Origin of the sequence: Pararhizobium gei, from assembly GCF_029223885.1 — a bacterium.
Lineage (GTDB): Bacteria > Pseudomonadota > Alphaproteobacteria > Rhizobiales > Rhizobiaceae > Pararhizobium > Pararhizobium gei.
In genome coordinates this window covers 89,426-108,889 of sequence record NZ_CP119410.1, presented here as the reverse complement: position 1 = coordinate 108,889, position 19,464 = coordinate 89,426, and the positions used below count along the sequence as shown (strand labels likewise).

Annotated in this window: 16 protein-coding genes; 6 read left to right on the top strand and 10 right to left on the bottom strand. The window is 59.8% G+C overall.

Going from position 1 to position 19,464, the window contains the following annotated elements:
• Positions 1–19: 19 nt before the first annotated feature.
• Together PY308_RS21535 and PY308_RS21530 are read right to left on the bottom strand one after the other, a co-directional pair.
• Complete coding sequence (locus PY308_RS21535) at positions 20–577, bottom strand: SixA phosphatase family protein (protein ID WP_275791462.1); 558 nt, start codon at positions 575–577, stop codon at positions 20–22.
• 55 nt (positions 578–632) lie between these two features.
• Positions 633–1,568 (bottom strand): hypothetical protein, encoded by a 936-nt coding sequence (locus PY308_RS21530; protein ID WP_275791460.1) that lies wholly within the window; start codon positions 1,566–1,568, stop codon positions 633–635.
• Positions 1,569–1,816: 248 nt separating this feature from the next.
• On the opposite strand from PY308_RS21530, the gene PY308_RS23080 reads away from it, so the two are divergent.
• The 5 genes from PY308_RS23080 (at position 1,817) to PY308_RS21500 (ending at position 3,827) form a co-directional block, all read left to right on the top strand.
• Positions 1,817–2,164 (top strand): hypothetical protein, encoded by a 348-nt coding sequence (locus PY308_RS23080; protein WP_434064277.1) that lies wholly within the window; start codon positions 1,817–1,819, stop codon positions 2,162–2,164.
• A complete protein-coding gene (locus PY308_RS21515) occupies positions 2,161–2,325 on the top strand; it encodes a hypothetical protein (protein WP_275791514.1) in 165 nt (54 codons plus the stop codon). The genes PY308_RS23080 and PY308_RS21515 overlap by 4 nt, the downstream gene beginning before the upstream one ends.
• A 305-nt stretch (positions 2,326–2,630) precedes the next feature.
• Positions 2,631–2,747, top strand: coding sequence for an XdhC family protein (locus tag PY308_RS21510; protein ID WP_275791458.1), 117 nt, complete (start codon positions 2,631–2,633; stop codon positions 2,745–2,747).
• A gap of 269 nt (positions 2,748–3,016) precedes the next feature.
• On the top strand, positions 3,017–3,331 hold the full coding sequence (locus tag PY308_RS21505; RefSeq protein WP_275791457.1) for a Rossmann-fold NAD(P)-binding domain-containing protein: 315 nt from the start codon (positions 3,017–3,019) through the stop codon (positions 3,329–3,331).
• A gap of 97 nt (positions 3,332–3,428) precedes the next feature.
• Positions 3,429–3,827: an N-acetylmuramidase domain-containing protein gene (locus PY308_RS21500; protein ID WP_434064280.1), complete on the top strand. Its 399-nt coding sequence runs from the start codon at positions 3,429–3,431 to the stop codon at positions 3,825–3,827.
• 79 nt (positions 3,828–3,906) lie between these two features.
• On the opposite strand, the gene PY308_RS21495 is transcribed toward PY308_RS21500, so the two are convergent.
• Both PY308_RS21495 and PY308_RS21490 read right to left on the bottom strand, forming a co-directional pair.
• Positions 3,907–5,145 carry a hypothetical protein gene (locus PY308_RS21495; RefSeq protein ID WP_275791455.1) on the bottom strand — a complete coding sequence of 413 codons (1,239 nt, stop codon included), beginning with the start codon at positions 5,143–5,145 and terminating at the stop codon, positions 3,907–3,909.
• A gap of 109 nt (positions 5,146–5,254) precedes the next feature.
• On the bottom strand, positions 5,255–6,301 hold the full coding sequence (locus tag PY308_RS21490; RefSeq protein ID WP_275791454.1) for a hypothetical protein: 1,047 nt from the start codon (positions 6,299–6,301) through the stop codon (positions 5,255–5,257).
• 140 nt (positions 6,302–6,441) lie between these two features.
• Between PY308_RS21490 and PY308_RS21485 the strand changes: the two genes are divergently transcribed.
• The gene (locus PY308_RS21485; RefSeq protein WP_275791453.1) at positions 6,442–8,943 is read left to right on the top strand and encodes a hypothetical protein; all 2,502 of its coding nucleotides are present in this window, start codon (positions 6,442–6,444) and stop codon (positions 8,941–8,943) included.
• A gap of 261 nt (positions 8,944–9,204) precedes the next feature.
• Here the strand turns inward: PY308_RS21485 and PY308_RS21480 are convergent, their stop codons facing one another.
• The 6 genes from PY308_RS21480 to PY308_RS21460 all read right to left on the bottom strand — a co-directional run bounded on the left by PY308_RS21480 (position 9,205) and on the right by PY308_RS21460 (position 19,453).
• The gene (locus PY308_RS21480) at positions 9,205–10,113 is read right to left on the bottom strand and encodes a hypothetical protein (protein ID WP_275791452.1); all 909 of its coding nucleotides are present in this window, start codon (positions 10,111–10,113) and stop codon (positions 9,205–9,207) included.
• Positions 10,114–10,465: 352 nt separating this feature from the next.
• The gene (locus PY308_RS21475) at positions 10,466–12,859 is read right to left on the bottom strand and encodes a hypothetical protein (RefSeq protein WP_275791451.1); all 2,394 of its coding nucleotides are present in this window, start codon (positions 12,857–12,859) and stop codon (positions 10,466–10,468) included.
• Between the two features lie 196 nt (positions 12,860–13,055).
• Positions 13,056–13,208 (bottom strand): hypothetical protein, encoded by a 153-nt coding sequence (locus PY308_RS23025; protein ID WP_350339849.1) that lies wholly within the window; start codon positions 13,206–13,208, stop codon positions 13,056–13,058.
• A gap of 91 nt (positions 13,209–13,299) precedes the next feature.
• A complete protein-coding gene (locus PY308_RS21470; protein ID WP_275791450.1) occupies positions 13,300–17,424 on the bottom strand; it encodes a trypsin-like peptidase domain-containing protein in 4,125 nt (1,374 codons plus the stop codon).
• Positions 17,425–17,429: 5 nt separating this feature from the next.
• Positions 17,430–18,668, bottom strand: a complete 1,239-nt coding sequence (locus PY308_RS21465) for a hypothetical protein (RefSeq protein WP_275791449.1) — start codon at positions 18,666–18,668, stop codon at positions 17,430–17,432.
• Positions 18,665–19,453, bottom strand: coding sequence for a M12 family metallopeptidase (locus PY308_RS21460; RefSeq protein ID WP_275791448.1), 789 nt, complete (start codon positions 19,451–19,453; stop codon positions 18,665–18,667). The genes PY308_RS21465 and PY308_RS21460 overlap by 4 nt, the downstream gene beginning before the upstream one ends.
• Positions 19,454–19,464: the final 11 nt, after the last annotated feature.

Below are 19,464 nucleotides of genomic sequence, written 5' to 3'. Positions count from 1 at the left end.
TCAACAGGAATCCGGCTGACTAGTCAGGAGACTTCTCGCCGTATCTGCTCGTTTCCAATTCGACCTTGTCGCCTCTCATTCGCACGATGAACATTCGATCGTACTGTGTTTCGTTGAGCGTCGGGATGGTCACGCCGAGCTCGCTACCGAGATCGTCAACCGTGTTGGACCGTCCTACGATCAGGAACGTATGGATTGCGTCTTCTTTCCGGATCGCTCTAATGGTCTCGGCGGCATCCTTAATCTCAGAGACTTTCGCGCCGGTTTCCCTTGCGGTCGGCTCTGCCGTTTGCTGCGTCCTGAGGTAGTTGTTGATGTAGATCGCTTTCACGCCCGCGTCTTTCATCATCACCGCTAAGGTTTCCGCCCGTTTCCTGCCCGCGTCTGTGAGCCCAGGGCCTGGTGGGTCTTTCTCGCCCCGCTTGAGTTTTTCTTTCTCGGCATGCCTGACGATGTAAATAGTGGTCAGCTCGTCGTCAGCGCGGCCCACCGACGTCAGGCCCACTGTGAAAGTCAACGCCATGAGCAGGGTCACACAGACCTGAATGATTGTATGCGCGCGTGCTGTCAGTGTCATCTCCAAGCTCTCCTCTAAGCCTGCTCTTTTGCGAGAGCGAGCCATGGTCATCCATTTAGTGCGATGGCGGCGACTTAAACCTGACGTTCTCGCCATTGACCCACCCACCCTCGAACAGGATTGCGCCACGTCGCGAGATCGTATTCAGCTTGAAGGGCTTGGCATGGTCCTTCGTCAGATGGGTTGCAACGAGATACGCAAAGACAAGAAGATCGATCTTCTCGTCGTTCAAGCCCTCGCCCTTCCAGAGCGTGGCGTTCTTGCGTGCTTCGGTTCGCTGATACTGGTCGTCGGGAGCCGCGGCCAGATAGTCCAGGATTTCCTTGAACACATCGTCATCGGTGCGATCCTTGCGGAATTCCTCCACGAGCGATGCGTTGGCCTGCTCTTTCCAGGTGCCATTGAAGTTCAGCGTGTCCGTGAAGGTCGCGAATTCAAGATAGGTTGGCGTTGCCCCGACGCCGCGTTTTGCTTCAGCCCACCATGTCGCATACTGCCATCCACCATCGAGCTTGTTGTTGAGCGCAGTCTGTTGAAGGGCCACGACAGGCGCGCTCTTGAGGAGGGTCGACACCTCCTTTGCAAACGCCACGCCTTCGGTCGACCATACGGCCTTACGAACATTGCCGTTGCAGGACTCCTCGTTTGCAAATGTCTGGAACCCGCGCACATATTCCAGTCTTTTGGCCTTAGATTTCGCTAATGCGGCCCGGAAGTCTGCACCGTAGGTTGGCATTGTCGCGTCGAACGTCGCGGCGGGCACTTTGGAGAGCAACTTGTCCCACAACGAGCCCTTGCCGACATTCCATTGCAGGACCCCAGCCGAAAGGCCCTGGCAGTCGAAATCCGGCGTCACCATACCATATCCGACGCCCGAAGTTTCGAACCAGGCGACCATGTCGGCAGCGGGCTTTCGCCACGCTTCTGGGGGACCTGCAAGTGCGAAGGCCGGGAACAGAAGGCTCAGTCCTATGGCAAGCACTCGTCTCATTGCAATCTGCGCCCCCCGCGCATCGGCCAGAAACGCTCCGGCCAGAGAACAATTTTCGCGGGTATCTGAGAGTATTTCTCGCACGCCGTCAACTGCCGCGGCTGTGACATCTTCGGAGCACTCTCAGTCAGAGGGCTGACGACACGAGAGAAGTTGATGCCAGGGACCGAAGGTGCCGGAGATCGCTTAAAGTGATGATCCAGTTGCGTGGAAGATCGCCGGCGGGCGGTAAAACTTGGCGCTCGATCATGCGCCTCACGTTGGGGGCCCTCACCCCGATGCAACGCGTGAAGCCGCTTGAGATTATCGGCGTCCGCTCGCGTGCGCCTTGTATTGTGGCGCACATACTCGCCGCCTCCGCCTGCTGGGGTGCAGCGGCCTGCATCGAGCGCAGCACGGCCCGAACAGAAGATCCCTATACGATTGTGCCCTGGACGACCCTGATCATAGCGGTCTTCAGCTTTCCACCGGCGGCCCTTGTTTGGACATGGCCCTCGACCACTGAGGCACTGATGCTGTTCGTGACCGGCTTGCTCTCGGCCATAGGGACGCTTGCCTGGACCAATGCCTCAAGCATGGCGAGGCCTCGCTGGTGACGCTCACCGACTTCGTTCAGATCGCTGGGGGTGTCCTGATCGGCATCACGATCGGTGAACATCCGACGCAATCGGGGCTACTAGGCATCGCGCTCATGTTGGGGTCGCTCGTCGCATTCGGCTTCGGTGGCCGGCGGCCGAGCCGCCGTTCATCCGAATGACGCTCGGCCCTATGCCTTGCTGCACTGCACTACCCGGACGAATCAACTGTTCCTCCGCGATAAATTGCTGATTGCTTGTCAAATATAGGTGCGGCCGGAACGTTTGCCGGGCATTTCCGATTGAGATCCGCGCGGCAGGCGCTGTGATGTCGGACGGATCCATCGATCGAGCGAGACATAGTGGCGTCAGGAAGCCCCGTTCGCTATCGGTTCGGCGATGGAAAATGTCGAGCGGCGGGAGGCCAGCGTCATGATGAAGTCTGACGGAATACGGGACAAGTTTGACGACTATGTGGAACGACTTCATGCTCGATACGCTTGCTGCCAAACATCGGGTCGCGTTGGTAACACTGGTTCTGATCGAAGGAAATTCTCCAAGGCCGCTTGGCGCACAGATGGCCGTTTCCGAAAGCGGCGAATAGGTCGGCTACCTGTCCGGCGGCTGCATCGAACGCGCCGTCGTGGCGGAGGCCCTGGATGCGATACGCGTCGGCGAGGTCGTCGCGTGCGATATGGCGTCGGCTCTCCATACGTTGACATCCAGCTCCCCTGCGGAAGCGCTATCGAGCTCGTTTTCGAGGTCGACGTGCCGGAGAGTGAACTTCGTCGGATCGACACTGCGATCTCTGCGCGCCGACGCGTGAAACGCAGAATGAAATCGGGCCCTCGGGCACATTTCGATAGTATGGCGATGACCTATCAAACACGGCGCCGGCTGGTGATGATGGGTACGGGTCCGGCCGCGGTGGCGCTCTGCAGGATGGCTGCCGTTGCCTCCTTCGAGGTAGAACTCCACTCGAACGACGAATTCACATTGCACCATGGCGAAATGGCTGGTGCTGGGTTCTATCTGCTGCACAGCCCCCACCAGGCGCCGACCATCCAATGGGGCGATCGATCAACTGCGGTCTTTGCCTTCCATGATCATGATTGGGAGAGGAATTGCTGTCACCTGCGCTTGCAGGCAATGCTTTCTATGTCGGTGCGATGGGGAGCAGCGGCATAAGGGCCACGAATATCGTGTGGGTACGACGGGACCATTCAAGACGTCGCATGTTGACAGCCAGACCGTCGAATACTAGGCCTTCGGCCTCGCCAAGGAACTGGGCGGTACCGAGGCTGCATGTCTTTCATCAAGCTGGGGAGGCCCCCAAATCATGGGCTTCAACCATGCGGCGCTCGGCTATTCATCGGCAACAGAATTGGCCAATGCTTTCTCAGCCGACGAACGTTGGCATGTCCTGGGGTTCGCTGACTTCTGCCGAGACAAGAAGCTCATTAATGACATGCAAACCCAGGACTGGACCAACTTCGGAAAAATCTACAACGGCGATGGCGCCGTTTATGGCCCGAAGATCAAGGCGGCATATGATCTGAAAAGCAAGCTTCTCAAGCTGCCGAGGGTGCCGACCATCGGCCCAACGACATCTGGGCTTTCGACCGCACTCTTCCTGTCAGATCCCAAGATCGAGGTGGAAACGTCACTGGACGCGATCGAATGAATTGGAGCGCAGCGAGGAAAGGTCCACGCTGCGCTGATTCAACCGGGCGACGTTGCCTAGCATCGATCTTCCGACGCTTTTAACGCTTCACCGAGACATGGACATGAGAGGTGTCTTCGAAAAAGACCCAGTCCAACCCAGCATCGACTGCCAGCTGGGCGAGGCGGCCGAGCTTGTCGCCATCCTTGGGTGAGGTGGTCAGATCGGCACCGCGCCCCTCGTAATGGAGCGACCTGCCGTGATGCTCGTTGTTCTCGTCCCATGCCTCTGTCACGCGCAACTTCACGCCCGGCCATTCCGCGGCAACCAATGTGGCCAGGCGGTCGAGGCCGTCCCTGAGCCGGGGCGACATCATGCGATCCGCCCCAGTGCCTTCCTCATCCTTGAATTCGATATTGGCGTTGGCGTTGCTGACTAACGCAGCAAACTCCGGATCACCGCGCTTGATCTTCTTGACGATCGCTCCGCAGACACTGATCTCGCTCTGGTTCGGTACCTTGTCGTGCAGGTTGAGCTCCCTTGGAGAAGCGGTGCTCAGTGCGGCGGTTGCTGTGGACGGATGGAAGTCCACGTTGATTGTCGCCAAGCTCGTCGAATCCAGAAAATCCACATGCAGTTTTGCCACAGGGCGGCCGGAGCGCTTCAGCGCATCGAGCGCTTGTGTGAGCAGGCCGATCTGCACGCTGGACGCCGGAGGCGGCGGACCGCCGTCTGCCGCGCGGGCCATGACCGGGACGTCGGCCGGCGGATTGGTTCTGACCGTCCCCATCGGCTCGCCATCCACAACGACCGTCGCATTCGATATGGGCGTCTGGCGGCGGCGGCGGAATGCATTGGGCGCAAACGCCTTCAGGCTCTCGATGATCGCGATCACGCGATCCCGGCTCTCCCAGAAATCCATTTCGTCGGCCGACCCCAGTGGCTTGGTCGGATTGAAGCAGCCGACGCTCGAGAGATAGAGGTGCGGTGGATGGCCGGGATGGACAAGGATGCCGGTTCGCTTGTTGGTGTCCAGTAGCAGAACGCTCGGCATATGGATCTCGCCCGGCGTCTCCAGATCTTCCGAATAGCCAATCGTCTCATACTTGGCCCCAAAATGTGTCGAAAGCGGATATGCCCCCGCTTCGACGCGCTTCCCGTTGTTCTTCTTGCTGTTGTCGCCAGGCCCGATTGTTTCGCATATATGGCCTGAAAGCTCGGCCGCGGGGTTGCCGTTGATGTAAACCTGATATGTTCCATAGGTCCGCGTCAGCCCGCCCTTTTTCTGAATTCCCAGGCGCTCAACGTGAAGTTCCCAACCCTGTCCTGTAATTGGCATATGCTTCTCCCTCTCCGTGAGTGGCCGTCGCCGACATTACTTGTTGGTGGCTTTTGACGCGCCACGCCTTGCTTCAATCAAACCGTCCCATCCAGTGCGGAGGCCGCGTCTATTTTTTTCCCAGGCAGCTCGCCATCTCATTCAGTTTGTCGGAGCTGTAGCCGGCATCGAGAACCCATTGGTGCAGGTGATCGATCGTCAGCTCCTCGGTCACCAGTCGCTTGCCTTTCATCGGCGGTTTCTTAGCGAGGATAATCGTGACGACATGGCCGCCGATGCCGTCATAAGCCCTGATGTCCGAGGCGCTGGTGGTGACATGGCCGGGTTTGCATAGGTCATCCTCTCCGTCATCCGGCTTTGACAGGAAGGGTGCCTTGAGATCGAGTTCCGCCTTTGTACAGCGCTGATCGAGCCAAATCGGTCCGATCGGCTGGAAAGGCTGAATGGCGCCATAGCGCAGAAGCTGATGCAGCGCGACGGACCCTTCGCCGAACTTTGGGCCGGTATCGTTGACGATGGCGAAAACCTCCCGATCGCCATACCGAACCCAGGCCAGCGATCCAAGCAGGCTGCTTTGGCCTCTCGGTACGACCAAGCCGGGGATGGCGGCGGAGTCGACATAGACGGGCTTTTTGTCGACGGTGTGCTTCAATGAGGTGGTCGATAGATAGGTATCAACCTCAGACCCGTCGAATGCCGAAACTTTCTTCCCCAGCTTCGGCCTGCCCTTGCCATTGCCGACGACATAGCGGTCGCTTTCGCATTTCGACTGAGGGATACCGGCCTTGTACGGTACGGCTTCGAGCGCAAAGACGCAGAATTCCGGCGAACCCGGGGCGAAGTCGGCGGTCTCCGCTTCCTTCCATTTCCTCCGGCAGAGCGTGAAATTATCCAGGCAATCGCGCTTCTCGCCCTTGTCTATGAGATTCACGCCATTGGCCACATAGGTGTAACCGTGATCTCCGGGCACATAGGATGCCGCGGTACCGTCGGGGTTAACCGCGAGTTCGGTTCGCATCAGGATGGCGCCATCGGGGAAGACGCGACGGCCATGCGCGGCCTTGGGGCATTTCGTTGCCGCATCCGCGGGTGCGGTCAGGATGGCCGACACCGCCAGCGCCGCTGCGATCATGCGGATATGGATCGACAAGAACATGAAATTCCCCCATCTCACGCACCCGGGCACATCGCCGAGGCGAATGCAACGTCAATTCAATCTGGTAGGCATCAAACCGCTTGACAATAACGCAGTATGCCAAAATATCAACTTGGCATTGCAAGCGTTCGGGGGAACATATGCTTAATCTTCCAACATATTTTCGCCGCCGGCCCGTCCGGTTCATCCCGATGGTCCTGTCCGCACTCCTACTGGTGCATGTGCCGGATAGAGGAGGCGCGGCCTCCGAGCAGCATGTGACGGCGACGATCCCCGCGCCGCTAGTAGGACCTTATATCATCGACCCGACGACGCTTGCGGAGCTCGACCAGCAGGACGGCGACTGCGCCAAGGCGGGATCACTGAATTTCCAGTGCCTCGTCTTCAAGGACGACCGGTCGATGATGAAGGAGGAGGACTTCGCATCGAACCCATTTCAGCTTTCGGTGTTCGATGAGGTGCGGAAAACGGTGAAGGCGGACCTCGAATCCCTGCCCAAGCACACAGAATTCGGTGGCGGCAATGCCAAGAGCCTCGACATAGGTTTTTTAACCTATGCCGGCGCGCGCATCGAGCTGGTCGGCGTCATCAACCGCATGGACCGGCAGTTCAACCGCGACAGGGTCGATGGTCGCGGCGAGCGCCTGGAATGCGGAGAAATCAGCGCCATCTATCGGTTCGCATATGAAGGACGGCTGCCGAGCACGGCGATCGGCACTCGGGACTACCGATCGCGGCTGCCCGTGACGATGAACGTGGTTTTCCCGGCGCGTCCCTGGTCCAAGGCGATAAGCTGTCAGGACGTCGCCAGGCGCTGGCTGGACTATGCCGATGGTCTCAAGAACGGGACCCCCACCGGCGACCTCGTCAAGCAGGCGAAATTGCTCGTCTCCGTGCTGAAGCCAGAGGATATCGAACGGATCGAGCTGAACATGCAGGGATCGAGGGTGGCCGCCGGGGCCGATATCACCGATTTCGGCACCCTCGGCACCTATATCATCAGGGTGTTCCGATGGACGCAGGGCGAGAATGGCGGACGCTGGAAGCCCAGCTACATGACCAACCAGATCGATCGCGCGCGGCTGCTGGGCAAACCGTTCGACGACAATACTTGCGAGGACAAGCGGGGCCTAAAGATCAGCAGACAGGCGCTTGTCGAATATCTCCTGAGCAAGAACGCAATCGGCGACGTCGATAACGGCTTGCTCAATATTCCGCAGGAATTTCTTGCCTGCCGCGCCATTTCGATCTCGCCGGGCGGCGCCAGCCGGTCCGGCAACCAGCCGTTCTGGGACGCCCCCGTGAAGGCCGAACAGATCATCGACAATAAGGAGATCGATGCCGCGCTCAAGAAATACGACGACGACTACACGCTCGGCTATGTCGGATCGGCGCTCGAATTCCGCACCCGGCTTAACGAGGCCTCCTGTTCCGGATGCCATCAAACACGCGCCATCGCGGGCTTTCATTTTCCGGGCGCGGATAGGCCCGACACGTCGCCGGTAAACGCGGTCTTCCTGCCGGGTTCGGCGCATTTCTTCGGCGACCAACTCCGCCGCATCAAGATCCTCGAGAAAATTGCAAGCGGGGAGGTTCCGACATTCCCGGATCTCGCGACGAGTTATGCGGCTCGTCCCCTGAACAGCTATGAGGCGCTGAAACCTGACCCCGCGTCCGCTAGGGCGGCGGATCTCGACATCCAGCTGATCGGCGGCTGGGGCGCGACCTGCCTGATGGACGGCGTGGCGCCGAAGGGCGTGCGGCAATGGGGATGCGCCAAGCATCTCGCCTGCAAGCCCGTCTTCCAGTCGGACAACCAGCTGGGCATCGGCATTTGCAGCAGCCCCGACGGGGGGGCGAAGATCGGCGACCCAATGCAGGTCGGCAAGGTCGTGTCCAGGATATTCGGCATCGAAAAATATTTCCGCGACCCCAAGGTTCCCGGTCCGAAGGACGGCATGCCGCGCGACACGACGATCTCGACCGAGCATGTGACGCCTGCCGCTCCTCTCGGCAACAGCTATGTGGCGTCCCACCAGGAAGCCTATGAAGGGATCGGAGGGCTGGACCCGATGAAGATAAAGGTGGGAAGCAAGACAAGGATGGAGACGGCCGAGGAACACGCCCGGCGGGTGCGGGAGCAGGCTACCGGCGGTTTTCCGGCTGGCGCGCTGCGACTGTCCGAATGCGTCGGTCTGCCGGAGGAAGCGACATGCGGCCTTCTCGCCGCGAGCGGCTTCAACCCCTGCCTGGACGAGGTCGGCGAGGGCAGGCGTACACCTGACAATTGTTTCGGAATCTATACCAACTATTCCGGAGTTCGCGCCTGTGACGCGGCCCATCCCTGCCGGGACGATTATATATGCCTGAGCCCGATGGGCTATTCGCCCGATAACGCCAAAACGAAGTTTGACGAGCGCGCGAAACGACGCAAGGATGCCCGGATGTCCGTTAAGGAAACCGCCGCTAACCGCAAGCGTCTGGCGATCAATTTCTTCGGCGAGAAGATGCCCGACAACGCCTGGCTCGGCAGCAACGAAGGCGCGGGCGACCAGAGGGGTCTCTGTATTCCGCCCTATTTCGTTTTTCAGTTCAAGGCGGACGGGCACAAGGTGCCGAAGGAATTCGTGCCCGAACCGTGAAGCACCGTCTGAGACGGCTCAATAGAAGCAGACGAGAGCCGCGATGATCAAGTGCCGGTTAGTCAATTCAAACCGCAGCCTGCCCTTTCACATTTGACGGCTAGCCTGATGACTGGACCACGATTACCTTCGGCCGCTGGCCGCGCCCAGCGTCAGTTTCCGCTAGCAGTCTTCGAACATGCTCGATCAGTCCGACGTGGTACCGGACAGCCGAGCAGTTCTTTGGCATGCCTCGAGGCCTCGCCCTATGAGAGCATTCGATTAGCGGCTCCAGTTGGTTACGCATTTCTCCACCTCCGAAATTTTCGGGTGAATGACGGTGCTCTCTGACCCGCCCTCGAACAATGCTTTGATAACCTTGACTCGTTCGCGCGAACCTCTGACGCTGCCCCTGCACGTGCCATTGATATACTTTTGGAGCATGCAATCGACGACCTCGCGCTCCGTGGGCTTGTTGCTGCAGGCAGCCTTCCATACCGAGGGCTTGCACGAATTTGTCCGCTTAAGATTATTCGCCAAGACTGCCATGGCCGTATTGCCATATTCCGTCTTGAGACCAAGCGATTCATAGCGTTTGAGGCGCTCTTCGTATTGCTTCAAGGCGTAATCCATTTCGGCTTTCCGAAAATCGCTGGTCGCGAGCGCTGACGTGAAGCTGTCACGCAATGCACTGTCGCACATGAAAGCTGCCTCTCGGTTGGCCTTGCAGACCCAGGCGGTATCGACACACCCGTTCTTCGTTGGCAGTGTCCCGAAAAGACGCTGGTATTCAGACGGTGAGCGAGCCTCATGCGCCTTCAGTACACCGGGAATATTCGAAGACGTCCAATCGAGAATACCAAACGTCATGCCGTCGAGACCAAAGAAACCGTTGAAATGCTTCTGCTTACACTGACCTGATACGGCCTTAAGGAATTTTCCGAAGGCCCCAGCTTGCGGGCATGCTGCAATCTCGAGGCAGATTTGATCGTCTGAGCTTGGGAAAGTGTTGGGGCCGCACGGACTGGTCCAAATCCTGTTTCCCGCGCTATTGGGTTTGTGGATCAACTTGCCATTCGGCGGGATCTCGCGGCACTGCGTTGCACTGGGACATTGCTGGGCTGCAAAACACTCGACGGTCGTTATGATTAGGCCGGCGAAAAAGGCGAAAACAAGCAAAATGATGCGCACGACCTTCCCTCCCGAAGAACATTGGCTATTGTAGCCTCACTTCCTAACAAGACCAAGTTGCGCTTTGAACTTCAAGAACGCGATAAATTCAGGTGAAGCGAGAACAATGCTGGACTCTAGGTAAAGGGCGGCGGCTCGGCGCCAAGCTAGGGCGGGTCGGCCAGCTGCTGATAGATGCCGGGCTCGGCTGGGTGTTCTTTAAGAAGAGTGCTTATGTCCATGTCTCCTTAAAGAAATAGCCGCCGCGATTGCGAGCGCTTCGCCCGAACTGGGACACCGTACATCAAGCCAAGGCTCGGGCTAGTCACGATAGGATAGCGCCACTTAGGGCCAAGCTTTCCGAATGGAGCCCTCAAAATAGGTCGGGCGTGTCGGCCGGGAACAGTTCGAAATGCATGTAGTCCTTGGTGCCGTTCGCTGCGCCAAGCCAACGCAGACCGGCGCCGTCGCTGCTGGCGAGTGCAGCTACCAGTTCGGGTGCATGGTTGAAGAAACCGAAATGCGCGAGCGTTGCGTCACTGGGGCCATTGGCGACAGGTTTGGTGACTTTTGCGGCTCGGCGGAACAGGTCGGCTGCCTCGCCGAGGAGCTTGGCTGTTGCTTTCGCCGTTGCCGCCGCAACACCCAGTCCGGCGAGCAGATCGCGAATGCGGTCCAGCTTGGCCGGTTGAGCGGTCGCGAAACCCTCGGCCGCCGTCAGGTCAGCGGCAGACAATGTGATGGCGCAGAGCCGCTTCACCGTTTCTTTCATCGCACTCTTAAGTCCGGCCTGGGTCGCGAATGCGACCTTGAAATCGGCATTAGCCTTCGATAGTACGCTCGCGGCAGGCAGCATCGTGTCATAGGGTGCGGGCACGCGTAGCAGAATGCTCTCCGCACCATAAAGGTCGACGCCGGTAACCGCCTTGATGATGGCAAGCGGCAAGGCCGTTTTCTTGACATTGGGGTTGATGTCCCAGTCGATATCGACCGCCCAGCCAAACGAGTGCAGGCTGAGTTTGTTCGGGTTGTTGGCGTTTGGTCGTATATTGAATCCGCCGATCTTGCCGATGGAGGCGACCGCCGCTGCGGCCCCCTTGGCGTTCGCGATCGCCTTGCCCTTGGCGAGCCGGGCCTTGAGTTCGGGGTGGACCGGGGCAGCACTGGCGGATTTGGGAAAAGCGGCACCGGTCAACTGTCCGTAATACGCGTTGATCCGCTTGATGGCCTTGTCCGGGTCGTTCAGGCCGCCGAACTGGCCGAGTAGGTTGGTCCGCAGCTGTTGGTAGCCGGCAAAGCCGCCATTGATATTGTTGCGCACAAAAGTCGAAAGCTTGTTCCATTCGGCAAGGGTGCTGGCCGAGGACGGCGTCGTTTCCATCACGGCAGCGTTGGTCTCAAGAACAGGGCCGTCGAAACGCCGTAGCGCGACCAGAAGTGCGTGATCCAACGCCGCCTGCAGCTCGTCGGAGCTGAGCTCCGCGTGCATTGCGCTGATTTGCTCGGCGTTGAGACCAGGAAATAGGGGCGTGGCGAGATGGTCGTCGAAGTCAAGCATTTGGCTCTCCAACTGCGGCCACATCCATAGCAGCGCGGCACGGTCGGTCACCTTGGCCGTCACCGCTTCGGCGATCGTGTTGACCCCGGACCGCGACACGGTCGCGACGCGTTCGAAATCCTCACTGGTGCCCACAAGCTCGGCCTCGGGAGGCCACGCTGGCCAGGTCGGTGCCTTGACGAGCGCTAGCATCTTGGTCAGCGCCTTAACCGCCAGATCGCCTGGTGTGAGGGCCGTTGAGACGAGCTTACCGTCGTCGGATTCGGCTCGCTTTTTTGCGTAATCGGCACTGCCGTTGTATCTCTGCCAACCAGCCTTCGCCCAGTCGATCCAGGTGATGTCTTTTTTGTATGAGCCGCGCAATGCATCGAGAAAGATGTTGATGCCGGAGCTCATATTGTCACGCCAATCCCAAGCGATCGAAGCCGTGAGTTGATCGGGATGCGTGAACTGGGAAAGCCCGACTCCGAAATCGAAGGACGACACCGGAAACCAAGCCGGGTCAGACGGCCACTTGAAGGAGACACCCATATAAGTATCGCCGGAATAGGACTTGGGCCGGAACTGCTTGTAGCCCGCCTCCCAAGCGAAGATTGCGTCCAGCATCGACCAGAGATTGGGGTCGCGGCCAGGCAATGCGGCACGAATCTGTTTCCTGACTGATTTGCTGTCCGGGTTGGCGCCAATGATACGCAAATGGACGAAATCCTGCAGCCAACCGGTCGCGCCGGGCGGTTTCACGGCCACGGTGACAATGGCGTGGCCGCCGCCGACGTGATCCGCGGGCGGGGTATCCTTAGCGAACAGAGTAAAGTCGGCAGTGCGGCTCTCGCCGCGCCATTCGTCGCCGAGCGGCACGACCTTGGCCCAATATTGCGGGTCGGTCTTTGTGCCACCCTTCCGATGGAAGCGGCCGAGCACGTGCAGACTCTGCAATCGCCATATGACCGGCGTCGTCGCGGGATCAAAGCCGGCAATTTTCAACGCCACCTTGAGTTCTGGCATGCCGTCCTCCACCGGCAGGGTCAAAACATTCTTGGTAAAGGTGCTGGCGCGCGGCACGCCACCGGGCCTGTACGGGCTGGGCGGATCCACACGATCGAGATTGTCGATGCGAAGCTCGAACGGGCCATCGACAAGTCGGCGCACCGGCAATACAAGCCCGTGATCTGCTCCTTCGAAGTCGTTATCCTTGATTACCGGCGGCATGAGGCTCCTCCGAAACGCTAGCCCGTAGTGGATCGGCGCTAGGAGCGTTTCCCGATTGAATTGAAGCGCTCCAAGCACTCTGAACGCTCATTCTTGGATATAGTCGGTACCATCAACATACGCCCAATAGTTGAATTGTAAATATTCACTCGGGATTTCTGGAGGTGATGTATGATTGTTTTTCGGCGCTCGCGAACTACGATGGTGCGGCTTGGTTTGGATAGATCGCATTGATGAGCAGGATGTCGCTGCCACTCAAATGTCCTGTCCGCCCAATGCTCGCGCTCGACAAAAGTGGCTCAATCGTTGACTCGTTATTCATGGAGAAGAAGGTCGAAGTCGAGTGCATGATCGACCTGTAGTCGTAAGGCCGTCGTTGGTTGACGGTGGTCCGCGCGATGTTAAGAAGGATACGCCCACGGCAACGACACCAACCATATCTAGTCCTCATCTTTGAGCAACGCGGAAAGCGATACCCGCATGAGGCCCGGGGGCGTGGCACCTGCTGCTGCCTCCAGGATCGATTCCCGCCGGAATTCGCGCGGACGGATGCGACTGCCACGCTGCCAGTCGATCTCGAAAGCCTCGGCGAAGTAGCTGGCGATAGGCGTATTGTCGAACAGCAGCGAGGCGTCGCGGTTGAGAGTCACGCCGGGCTTGCTCCAGTTATGACTGCCGATCAGCACACGTTTGCCATCGACGATCATGCCCTTGGTATGATGGTTCTCGATCTGCCTTACCCGATTGTCGATATCGACGCCTTTCGACTTGAAGAACCATGCGGCGTGGGTGGGGGCGGAGAATTTAGATCCGCCCGAGCGCAGGATCAGCCTGGCATCGCGCAACGTCAACAGCTTGTCCGTCAGAGCCTGGAGCAGCGTGTCGATGAAGCCACGATCCGCATCAGGATTGGACGGCATGGAGATGTAGGGGATTTGGAAAAGCAGGTTGTCGGTCGCCGAGCCGATCAGTTCCAGCACGGCCTCGGAATAGACCGCACCTTCCTGGTCGGGGGTAAGCAGCGGCTTCGCCCGTACGCGGCCGGAGAATGTCTTGGGCTTGAGCAGGCGGCTCGCTGGCGGTCGCTCTTCCAGGATCTGCTGGTCGAGCGCTACTTCGATAAACGCGTCCGATGCCTCGCGCTGGCGCGGCTGCTCGGATCCGCCCAGATCCTTCGAGCGCTGGAAATCCTGCAGGATATGGCTGCGGAAGCGGTCGGCCAGAGTGGCATTGTCGATCACCACGTGCCACTCGCGGTTTCCAGGCAGATCGACTCTGGCGGCGTTATCACGCTGCGCGTCACTGATCACCGGTTGGCTCGAGCCCGCCTTCCAGTTTCCCGATGAGAGCCAGAAGCTGTCGTCCTGCTTCACCGTGACCTTGATGTGGTACGCGTCCGAGATCAGGCCATTGCGTCCCTCCGGCGGAACCATCCGCTGGAACCGCCGCCGGAACCGATTGTTCCAGTCATTAAATACTTCGATCCGCTCGAACTCCTCCTTCGGGTTCTTAACCGGCGAATAGGTGACATTGTCACAAACCAGCGTCAGCGAGGCTCCGGCAACCAGCCTGGCCTCGAGGACATCCTTAATCTGCGGGGCGTGGAATTCGTAGATTGCCGAAACGAGATCGCCACCACGGCCATCCGACAGGAAAGCCTTGAGCTCATCCCAGGAATATTCCGGCCCGACATGTGCCCTGACCGTCATCTCCTCATCAACCTGGTCGAACGAGAAGGCCGCTCCTGTGCGCGCACTGTCGTCATAGGAAATCGCGTCGACTGACTCCGTGAGTGCCATGCCATCGATGATCTCGGTGGCATTGGCCGGCTCATAGCGCACCTCATAGCCGGCAAAGCGCACGGGTCCGCGATCCGCAACGTCGGCCAACCGATCGGCAGGCGCTGCCGCCGCGATATAGGGCTGCTCGCCAATCGCCCCGCCGACACTGCGGAATCCCACGCGCGCAGCGATCACACCCTCCGGTCGCGCGGCCCAAAATGCCTTGACAGCGGATTCCGCGTCCATCGTTGCGCCGCCGTCATCAGTCGGCCCGACACTGACCGCCGGCATGGCAGCCACGGTAACGTTCGCCATGGGCTGGCCGAGGCTGAAGTTGATGGTGAGCGGGATTGTCACGCTTACAGAGCCGCCCGTTGAGCCTACCGTTAGCCCACCGGGAGTGGTGGCCTGAACCGGAGAGACGGGAGTCAGCGTCTGCAGCGATGCCGCAGGCTTGGCCGGTTGCGTCGTTTCGATCTCAGGCGGCTTTGTCCAGCGCCGCTTGGTGACATAATCGCGCAAAATCGTTGCCGGCACCGCGAAGTTTGCCTCTTCATAGAGTCCTGCAAAATGCAAACCGACGGCGGTGCCGGTGCGCGGATCGAACACCGGTGAACCCGAGGCGCCGCCGAGCGTGGTGCAATCGTGACGCCAGGACGCACCGTCGCGCGGCATTGCGAGGCCCGGCGCCGCGCGTTTGATGTCGAAGCGTCCGCGATAGAGTTGTTCCATCAGGTCCTGGTCCGGGATGACGCGCTTGGATGCGCGCGCTGGATAGCCGACGGTGACCACGGATGTGTCGGGTTCGGCGTCGGACGATGCGATCGTAATTCGGTCGAGACGCGCGCCATCGGTGCGCCGGCGCACTTTGAGGAAGGCAATATCGACCGCCGGATCGCGCTCGATGTAGAGCACCTCCTCGACAGCGAAACTGCGCGCGGCGTCGCCCGCAAGGTCATCGAATTCGTGCAGCGTGTTGACCGAGGCGGTAATCGTTCCTCCGATCCCGCGGCTGAAGGCGTAACGACGTCCGTCCCAGCGGGCAATCAACTCGGCAACGTGGCGGTTAGTGACGACGATATCGACATCGACAAACCAGGCGGTACCCAGGAATTCGGCACCCGGAAAGGAAGTGACGTCAATGCGCCCGACCAGCGGCATCAGCGGCTTCAGTATATTGCGCCGCGCGTTGAGGTCGCGTACCAGTTCTTCCGCTTCAAGACCAAATGTCGTGACGTTCTCGATGTCCAGCCAGTCGTCCCTGACGAACAGTACCGGGCGCTCCTTGCGTACGATCGTCTCCAGCATGAGCTCGCGCCCGGTCGTCGCGGGCGCGGCGGAGGCGACCGACTCAAGCGCTACATCGCTCTCCAAAGACGCGGATTCCAGTTCGGCTTTATAGTGGGCGCTGGCATCTGGATGCCTGGCAAACAGGCGCTGCACGAATTCCTCGTTACGTGTGGTTCGCGCATTCTTCCGGCGCTGCCGCTCGACTGCCTCGTCCATTGGTTGGCTCCTCGTGATTTGTGATATCACCGCTGTGGTTGCTGTCGTGCGGATGGACGGGACAGGCAGTTGCCGCTCCTCTTCCCGCTGATGAGTGGGAGCCGCGTGCCAGAAACTCAACACCGGCCTGCGAAAATCGACCGTGGCCGCGAGCCGCTTCAACGGCGTCAACACGGCTTCGATCGATGCCAGATGGTCTTGTCGAAGCAGTCCTTTCTCGGCAGCGTTGCGATAGCCACCGAGGCGATCGATCGCGAAACGGAAGCCAAAGGTGAACATCGGCAAACCACGTTCCGACAACATGCAGAACAGCCTGATCGCCTCTTCATGCTCCCCGCGCCGAGCCAGAATCTCTGCTCGGATGCACAATCCATCCACCAGCCAGGGAAAGTCCTTGAAAAGGTTGTTGGTCCATCTGTTTAGCCAGTTGTCTTCGGACAGGCAGTCCGCCTCGCTGAGGTCCGGAGAGCCGACAAGAACCGACACATAGGCGCCAACCGCGGCGGCCACCGGGCGTATCCTCTTACCCTCCAACAGATCGCGGGACCTCTCCCAGTAGCCGCCGATGAGCTGCGAGAGCTGCTCGAGTTGGCGCGTGCCTAGATAGGCGAGCAGCAGGTCGGCATCGTCATCTTCCAGGTCGACATGAACGTCCGGATCGCCCGGCGTGAAGCTCAGAGTTGCCGACTCGCCATGGCTGGTCGGCACGGCCACGAGCAGGTCGCCCGTCTGATAATGCGCCTTTACGAATCGGATGCCAGCCTGCGCCGACATCTGGACCTTGCCTGCCGGATCCAGCGTCACCGGTTCCGCGCTCTCTGAAACCACGCCTTCCAGTCCGAGGTTCACCAGCGACAAGCTTGGCGCCTCGACCGACGCAACAGACTCGGAAGTCATATCGGCCTCAACAAGTGCGCTCGATCCCGGCGCATAAGAGGCGGCGACGCCCTCCAGGGCGAGACTATTGCGGGCTGCGCTGCTTGTCGCGAACACACGTGACGAAACCGCGTGCAAGCCGGACTGGGAGGTTGGCATGGCGACAAGTTCGACCACTTCCTGCTTCGTGGTCTTGTACAGTTTGAAAGCGGCCTGGAGAACATTTCCATCAGCCAGCACGGCACGCGCGGCATAGACACCAGGCTCCAGCTCTATACCGCCGGCGGCTTCTCTTAGCGTCGTTGAGCGCACGACTGTCAGGTCGTGTGCAAGGATCGACACCTGGGCACGCGCGTTCTCGAAGGCCTTCGGCACCGTGAGGAAGAGTTTTTTCTTTGCCATGGCGCTCAACCTATCGTGACCGGCCATTCCAACATGAGCTGGTTGACGAGCTGAAAAACGGGGGGGCGTTTGGCGCCACTCGCAGTCGGAAGGAGGCTGTAGACGCCGGCTGGCACATTGACTGGATACGGGTGGTCGGCGGTTGATGCGGCGATGCGCTTCTCGAAGCCAGTGTTCTGATTGGTCAGGAGAATTTCAGTAGCCGGGATTGCCGCATCCGGGCGCACCAGGACGCGGAAGTCTACGACCGGTGGATCGGCCAGCCAGCATAGTCTCGGGCGTCCGAACACGGTTCCCGTTGTCGGCGCGAATTGTCCCGTGCCCATCCATCCGAAGTAGTTCTCGAGGGCGGCGCTCAGCGAGACGCTATCGACCGGCCAGCGTCCCTGCGCGTCCTGCACGTCGCAATTGTCCGAACCCGTGTCCAGCGCCTTGAGCAGGCCGGCACAGAAATCGGTCGCCTGGCCCCGGATGGCCAAGGCGCGCAGGCCCGCATAGGTGGCGAGGAAGATCGGCGTGGTCCGGTCGTCCTTGCCCGCCATCGTCTCCCACACCGAAGCGGTATTCGCAGTGATGGCAACCGGTTCGAGCAACGGTTCACGGCATGCGTCGATGAAATAGAACTGGCTCCGCGCGATATTGCTGAATTCATCGTTGGTGGGCGCCATGCCGAGCACGAAATTAGACTTCACCTCGCAGCAGCGCTGCAGCTTGCCACCGCCCGCCGGATCGGTGAAATCAGCAAGGGTGATGAGCGTATCGCCGGAACGTTCGAGCCCATGGCCGGAATAATAAAACATGGTGACGCTGTCGCGATGAGGCGCGGCAGCGCGCCGCCATGCCCAGGCCTCCGTCACGAAATGAGCCCAGTCGGCCTGCTCGACGTTGGCGGCGCTGATATTGGTTCCGTCGGGCGCGGTGATACGCTCGCCTTGAGTATTGGTCATCTGCACGCCCCTTGGCGCGGTGATCGGCATGAGTTTCGCCACTTCGTCGGGCGCCGGCGACATCAGTAACCGGATCGAGCCCAGTGGCCGATACAGCGTATCGGCATGCGCGGCGAGCCAGCGGCAGACCTCCCAGGCACTCAGCGCCGGGGACGCGAGACGCTGTAGCCCGAAGCTTGCCGCGTCCGGCGGCTCGTCGATGCCGGGAAGATGCGTGTATTCGCTGACGCCGACGAGAAAGACATGGGTCTGCGGTTTCCCCGCGAGATCGGCGGTACGGTCGAAAACCAGCGTCATTTGTAGAGCTTCTTGATGGTGGCACGATCGCCTTCGCTCAACTTCTCGCGCTGGCCGACCACGCCGGGAAAGTCATGAACCAACTCGATAGTCGGCTTGCCGTCGACCGAGAACGCATTGAGCGGATAATGCATGATCGAGCCAAAGTCATAGGCCTCGACATCAATGCCGTCGTCTATATGCTGGGTGAAATTATGCTCCATCCCTTCCTGGATGCGGTCGAAACGGATTCGGATATGGGCATCGCGGTCGCCACGGCTCTGCTCGTGAAAGAGCCCCAGCGCGTGGCCGATCTCGTGAATGACGTTGCCCTTAGTGCATTCCGGGCCGAGCACCAGTTGCTGCATGCCGCCCCGCCTGCCTACCGCCGAGCGGCAGCCGGTGCCGGGGACGAAGCGTACATAGTTCTTATGCTCGGCGTTGGCAGGATCTCGCTTCTCGAACGTGATCGCGGTGTTTTGGCGCCAGTGATCCATCGCCTGCTCGACACGTTCGGGATGGGGTAGCGCAGGATCGATCTCGTATATCAGCTTGCCTTTGTCCCAGCGAAAGGCCTTGCCCTTTATGGCCACCCCCTGAGCTTGTACATCGGCGCGCAACAGGCCCGGCTGATCCTGCACCGCTTTGAGATTGGCTTCCGCCTCTTCCGGCGTGCCGATGACGATGCACCCCTCGACCACTGCCAGGCCGTCCACCACCGTATACTGTACCGGGCGCAGCTTGTCTCCCACCAACATGAAAGTGGTCTTGATTTCGTTCCCGCCAGTCTGTTCGCCGTCAGCCATGCCGTCCTCCT

What these genes read in the sequence shown, in the direction of transcription:
- PY308_RS21485 (WP_275791453.1), top strand. Translation starts at nt 6,442, where the DNA reads ATGCTTAATCTTCCAACATATTTTCGCCGCCGGCCCGTCCGGTTCATC.
- PY308_RS21495 (WP_275791455.1), bottom strand. Translation starts at nt 5,145, where the DNA reads ATGCCAATTACAGGACAGGGTTGGGAACTTCACGTTGAGCGCCTGGGA.
- PY308_RS21490 (WP_275791454.1), bottom strand. Translation starts at nt 6,301, where the DNA reads ATGTTCTTGTCGATCCATATCCGCATGATCGCAGCGGCGCTGGCGGTG.
- PY308_RS21505 (WP_275791457.1), top strand. Translation starts at nt 3,017, where the DNA reads ATGACCTATCAAACACGGCGCCGGCTGGTGATGATGGGTACGGGTCCG.
- PY308_RS21535 (WP_275791462.1), bottom strand. Translation starts at nt 577, where the DNA reads ATGACACTGACAGCACGCGCGCATACAATCATTCAGGTCTGTGTGACC.
- PY308_RS23080 (WP_434064277.1), top strand. Translation starts at nt 1,817, where the DNA reads ATGCGCCTCACGTTGGGGGCCCTCACCCCGATGCAACGCGTGAAGCCG.
- PY308_RS23025 (WP_350339849.1), bottom strand. Translation starts at nt 13,208, where the DNA reads ATGCACTCGACTTCGACCTTCTTCTCCATGAATAACGAGTCAACGATT.
- PY308_RS21475 (WP_275791451.1), bottom strand. Translation starts at nt 12,859, where the DNA reads ATGCCGCCGGTAATCAAGGATAACGACTTCGAAGGAGCAGATCACGGG.
- PY308_RS21460 (WP_275791448.1), bottom strand. Translation starts at nt 19,453, where the DNA reads ATGGCTGACGGCGAACAGACTGGCGGGAACGAAATCAAGACCACTTTC.
- PY308_RS21470 (WP_275791450.1), bottom strand. Translation starts at nt 17,424, where the DNA reads ATGGCAAAGAAAAAACTCTTCCTCACGGTGCCGAAGGCCTTCGAGAAC.
- PY308_RS21465 (WP_275791449.1), bottom strand. Translation starts at nt 18,668, where the DNA reads ATGACGCTGGTTTTCGACCGTACCGCCGATCTCGCGGGGAAACCGCAG.
- PY308_RS21530 (WP_275791460.1), bottom strand. Translation starts at nt 1,568, where the DNA reads ATGAGACGAGTGCTTGCCATAGGACTGAGCCTTCTGTTCCCGGCCTTC.
- PY308_RS21510 (WP_275791458.1), top strand. Translation starts at nt 2,631, where the DNA reads ATGCTCGATACGCTTGCTGCCAAACATCGGGTCGCGTTGGTAACACTG.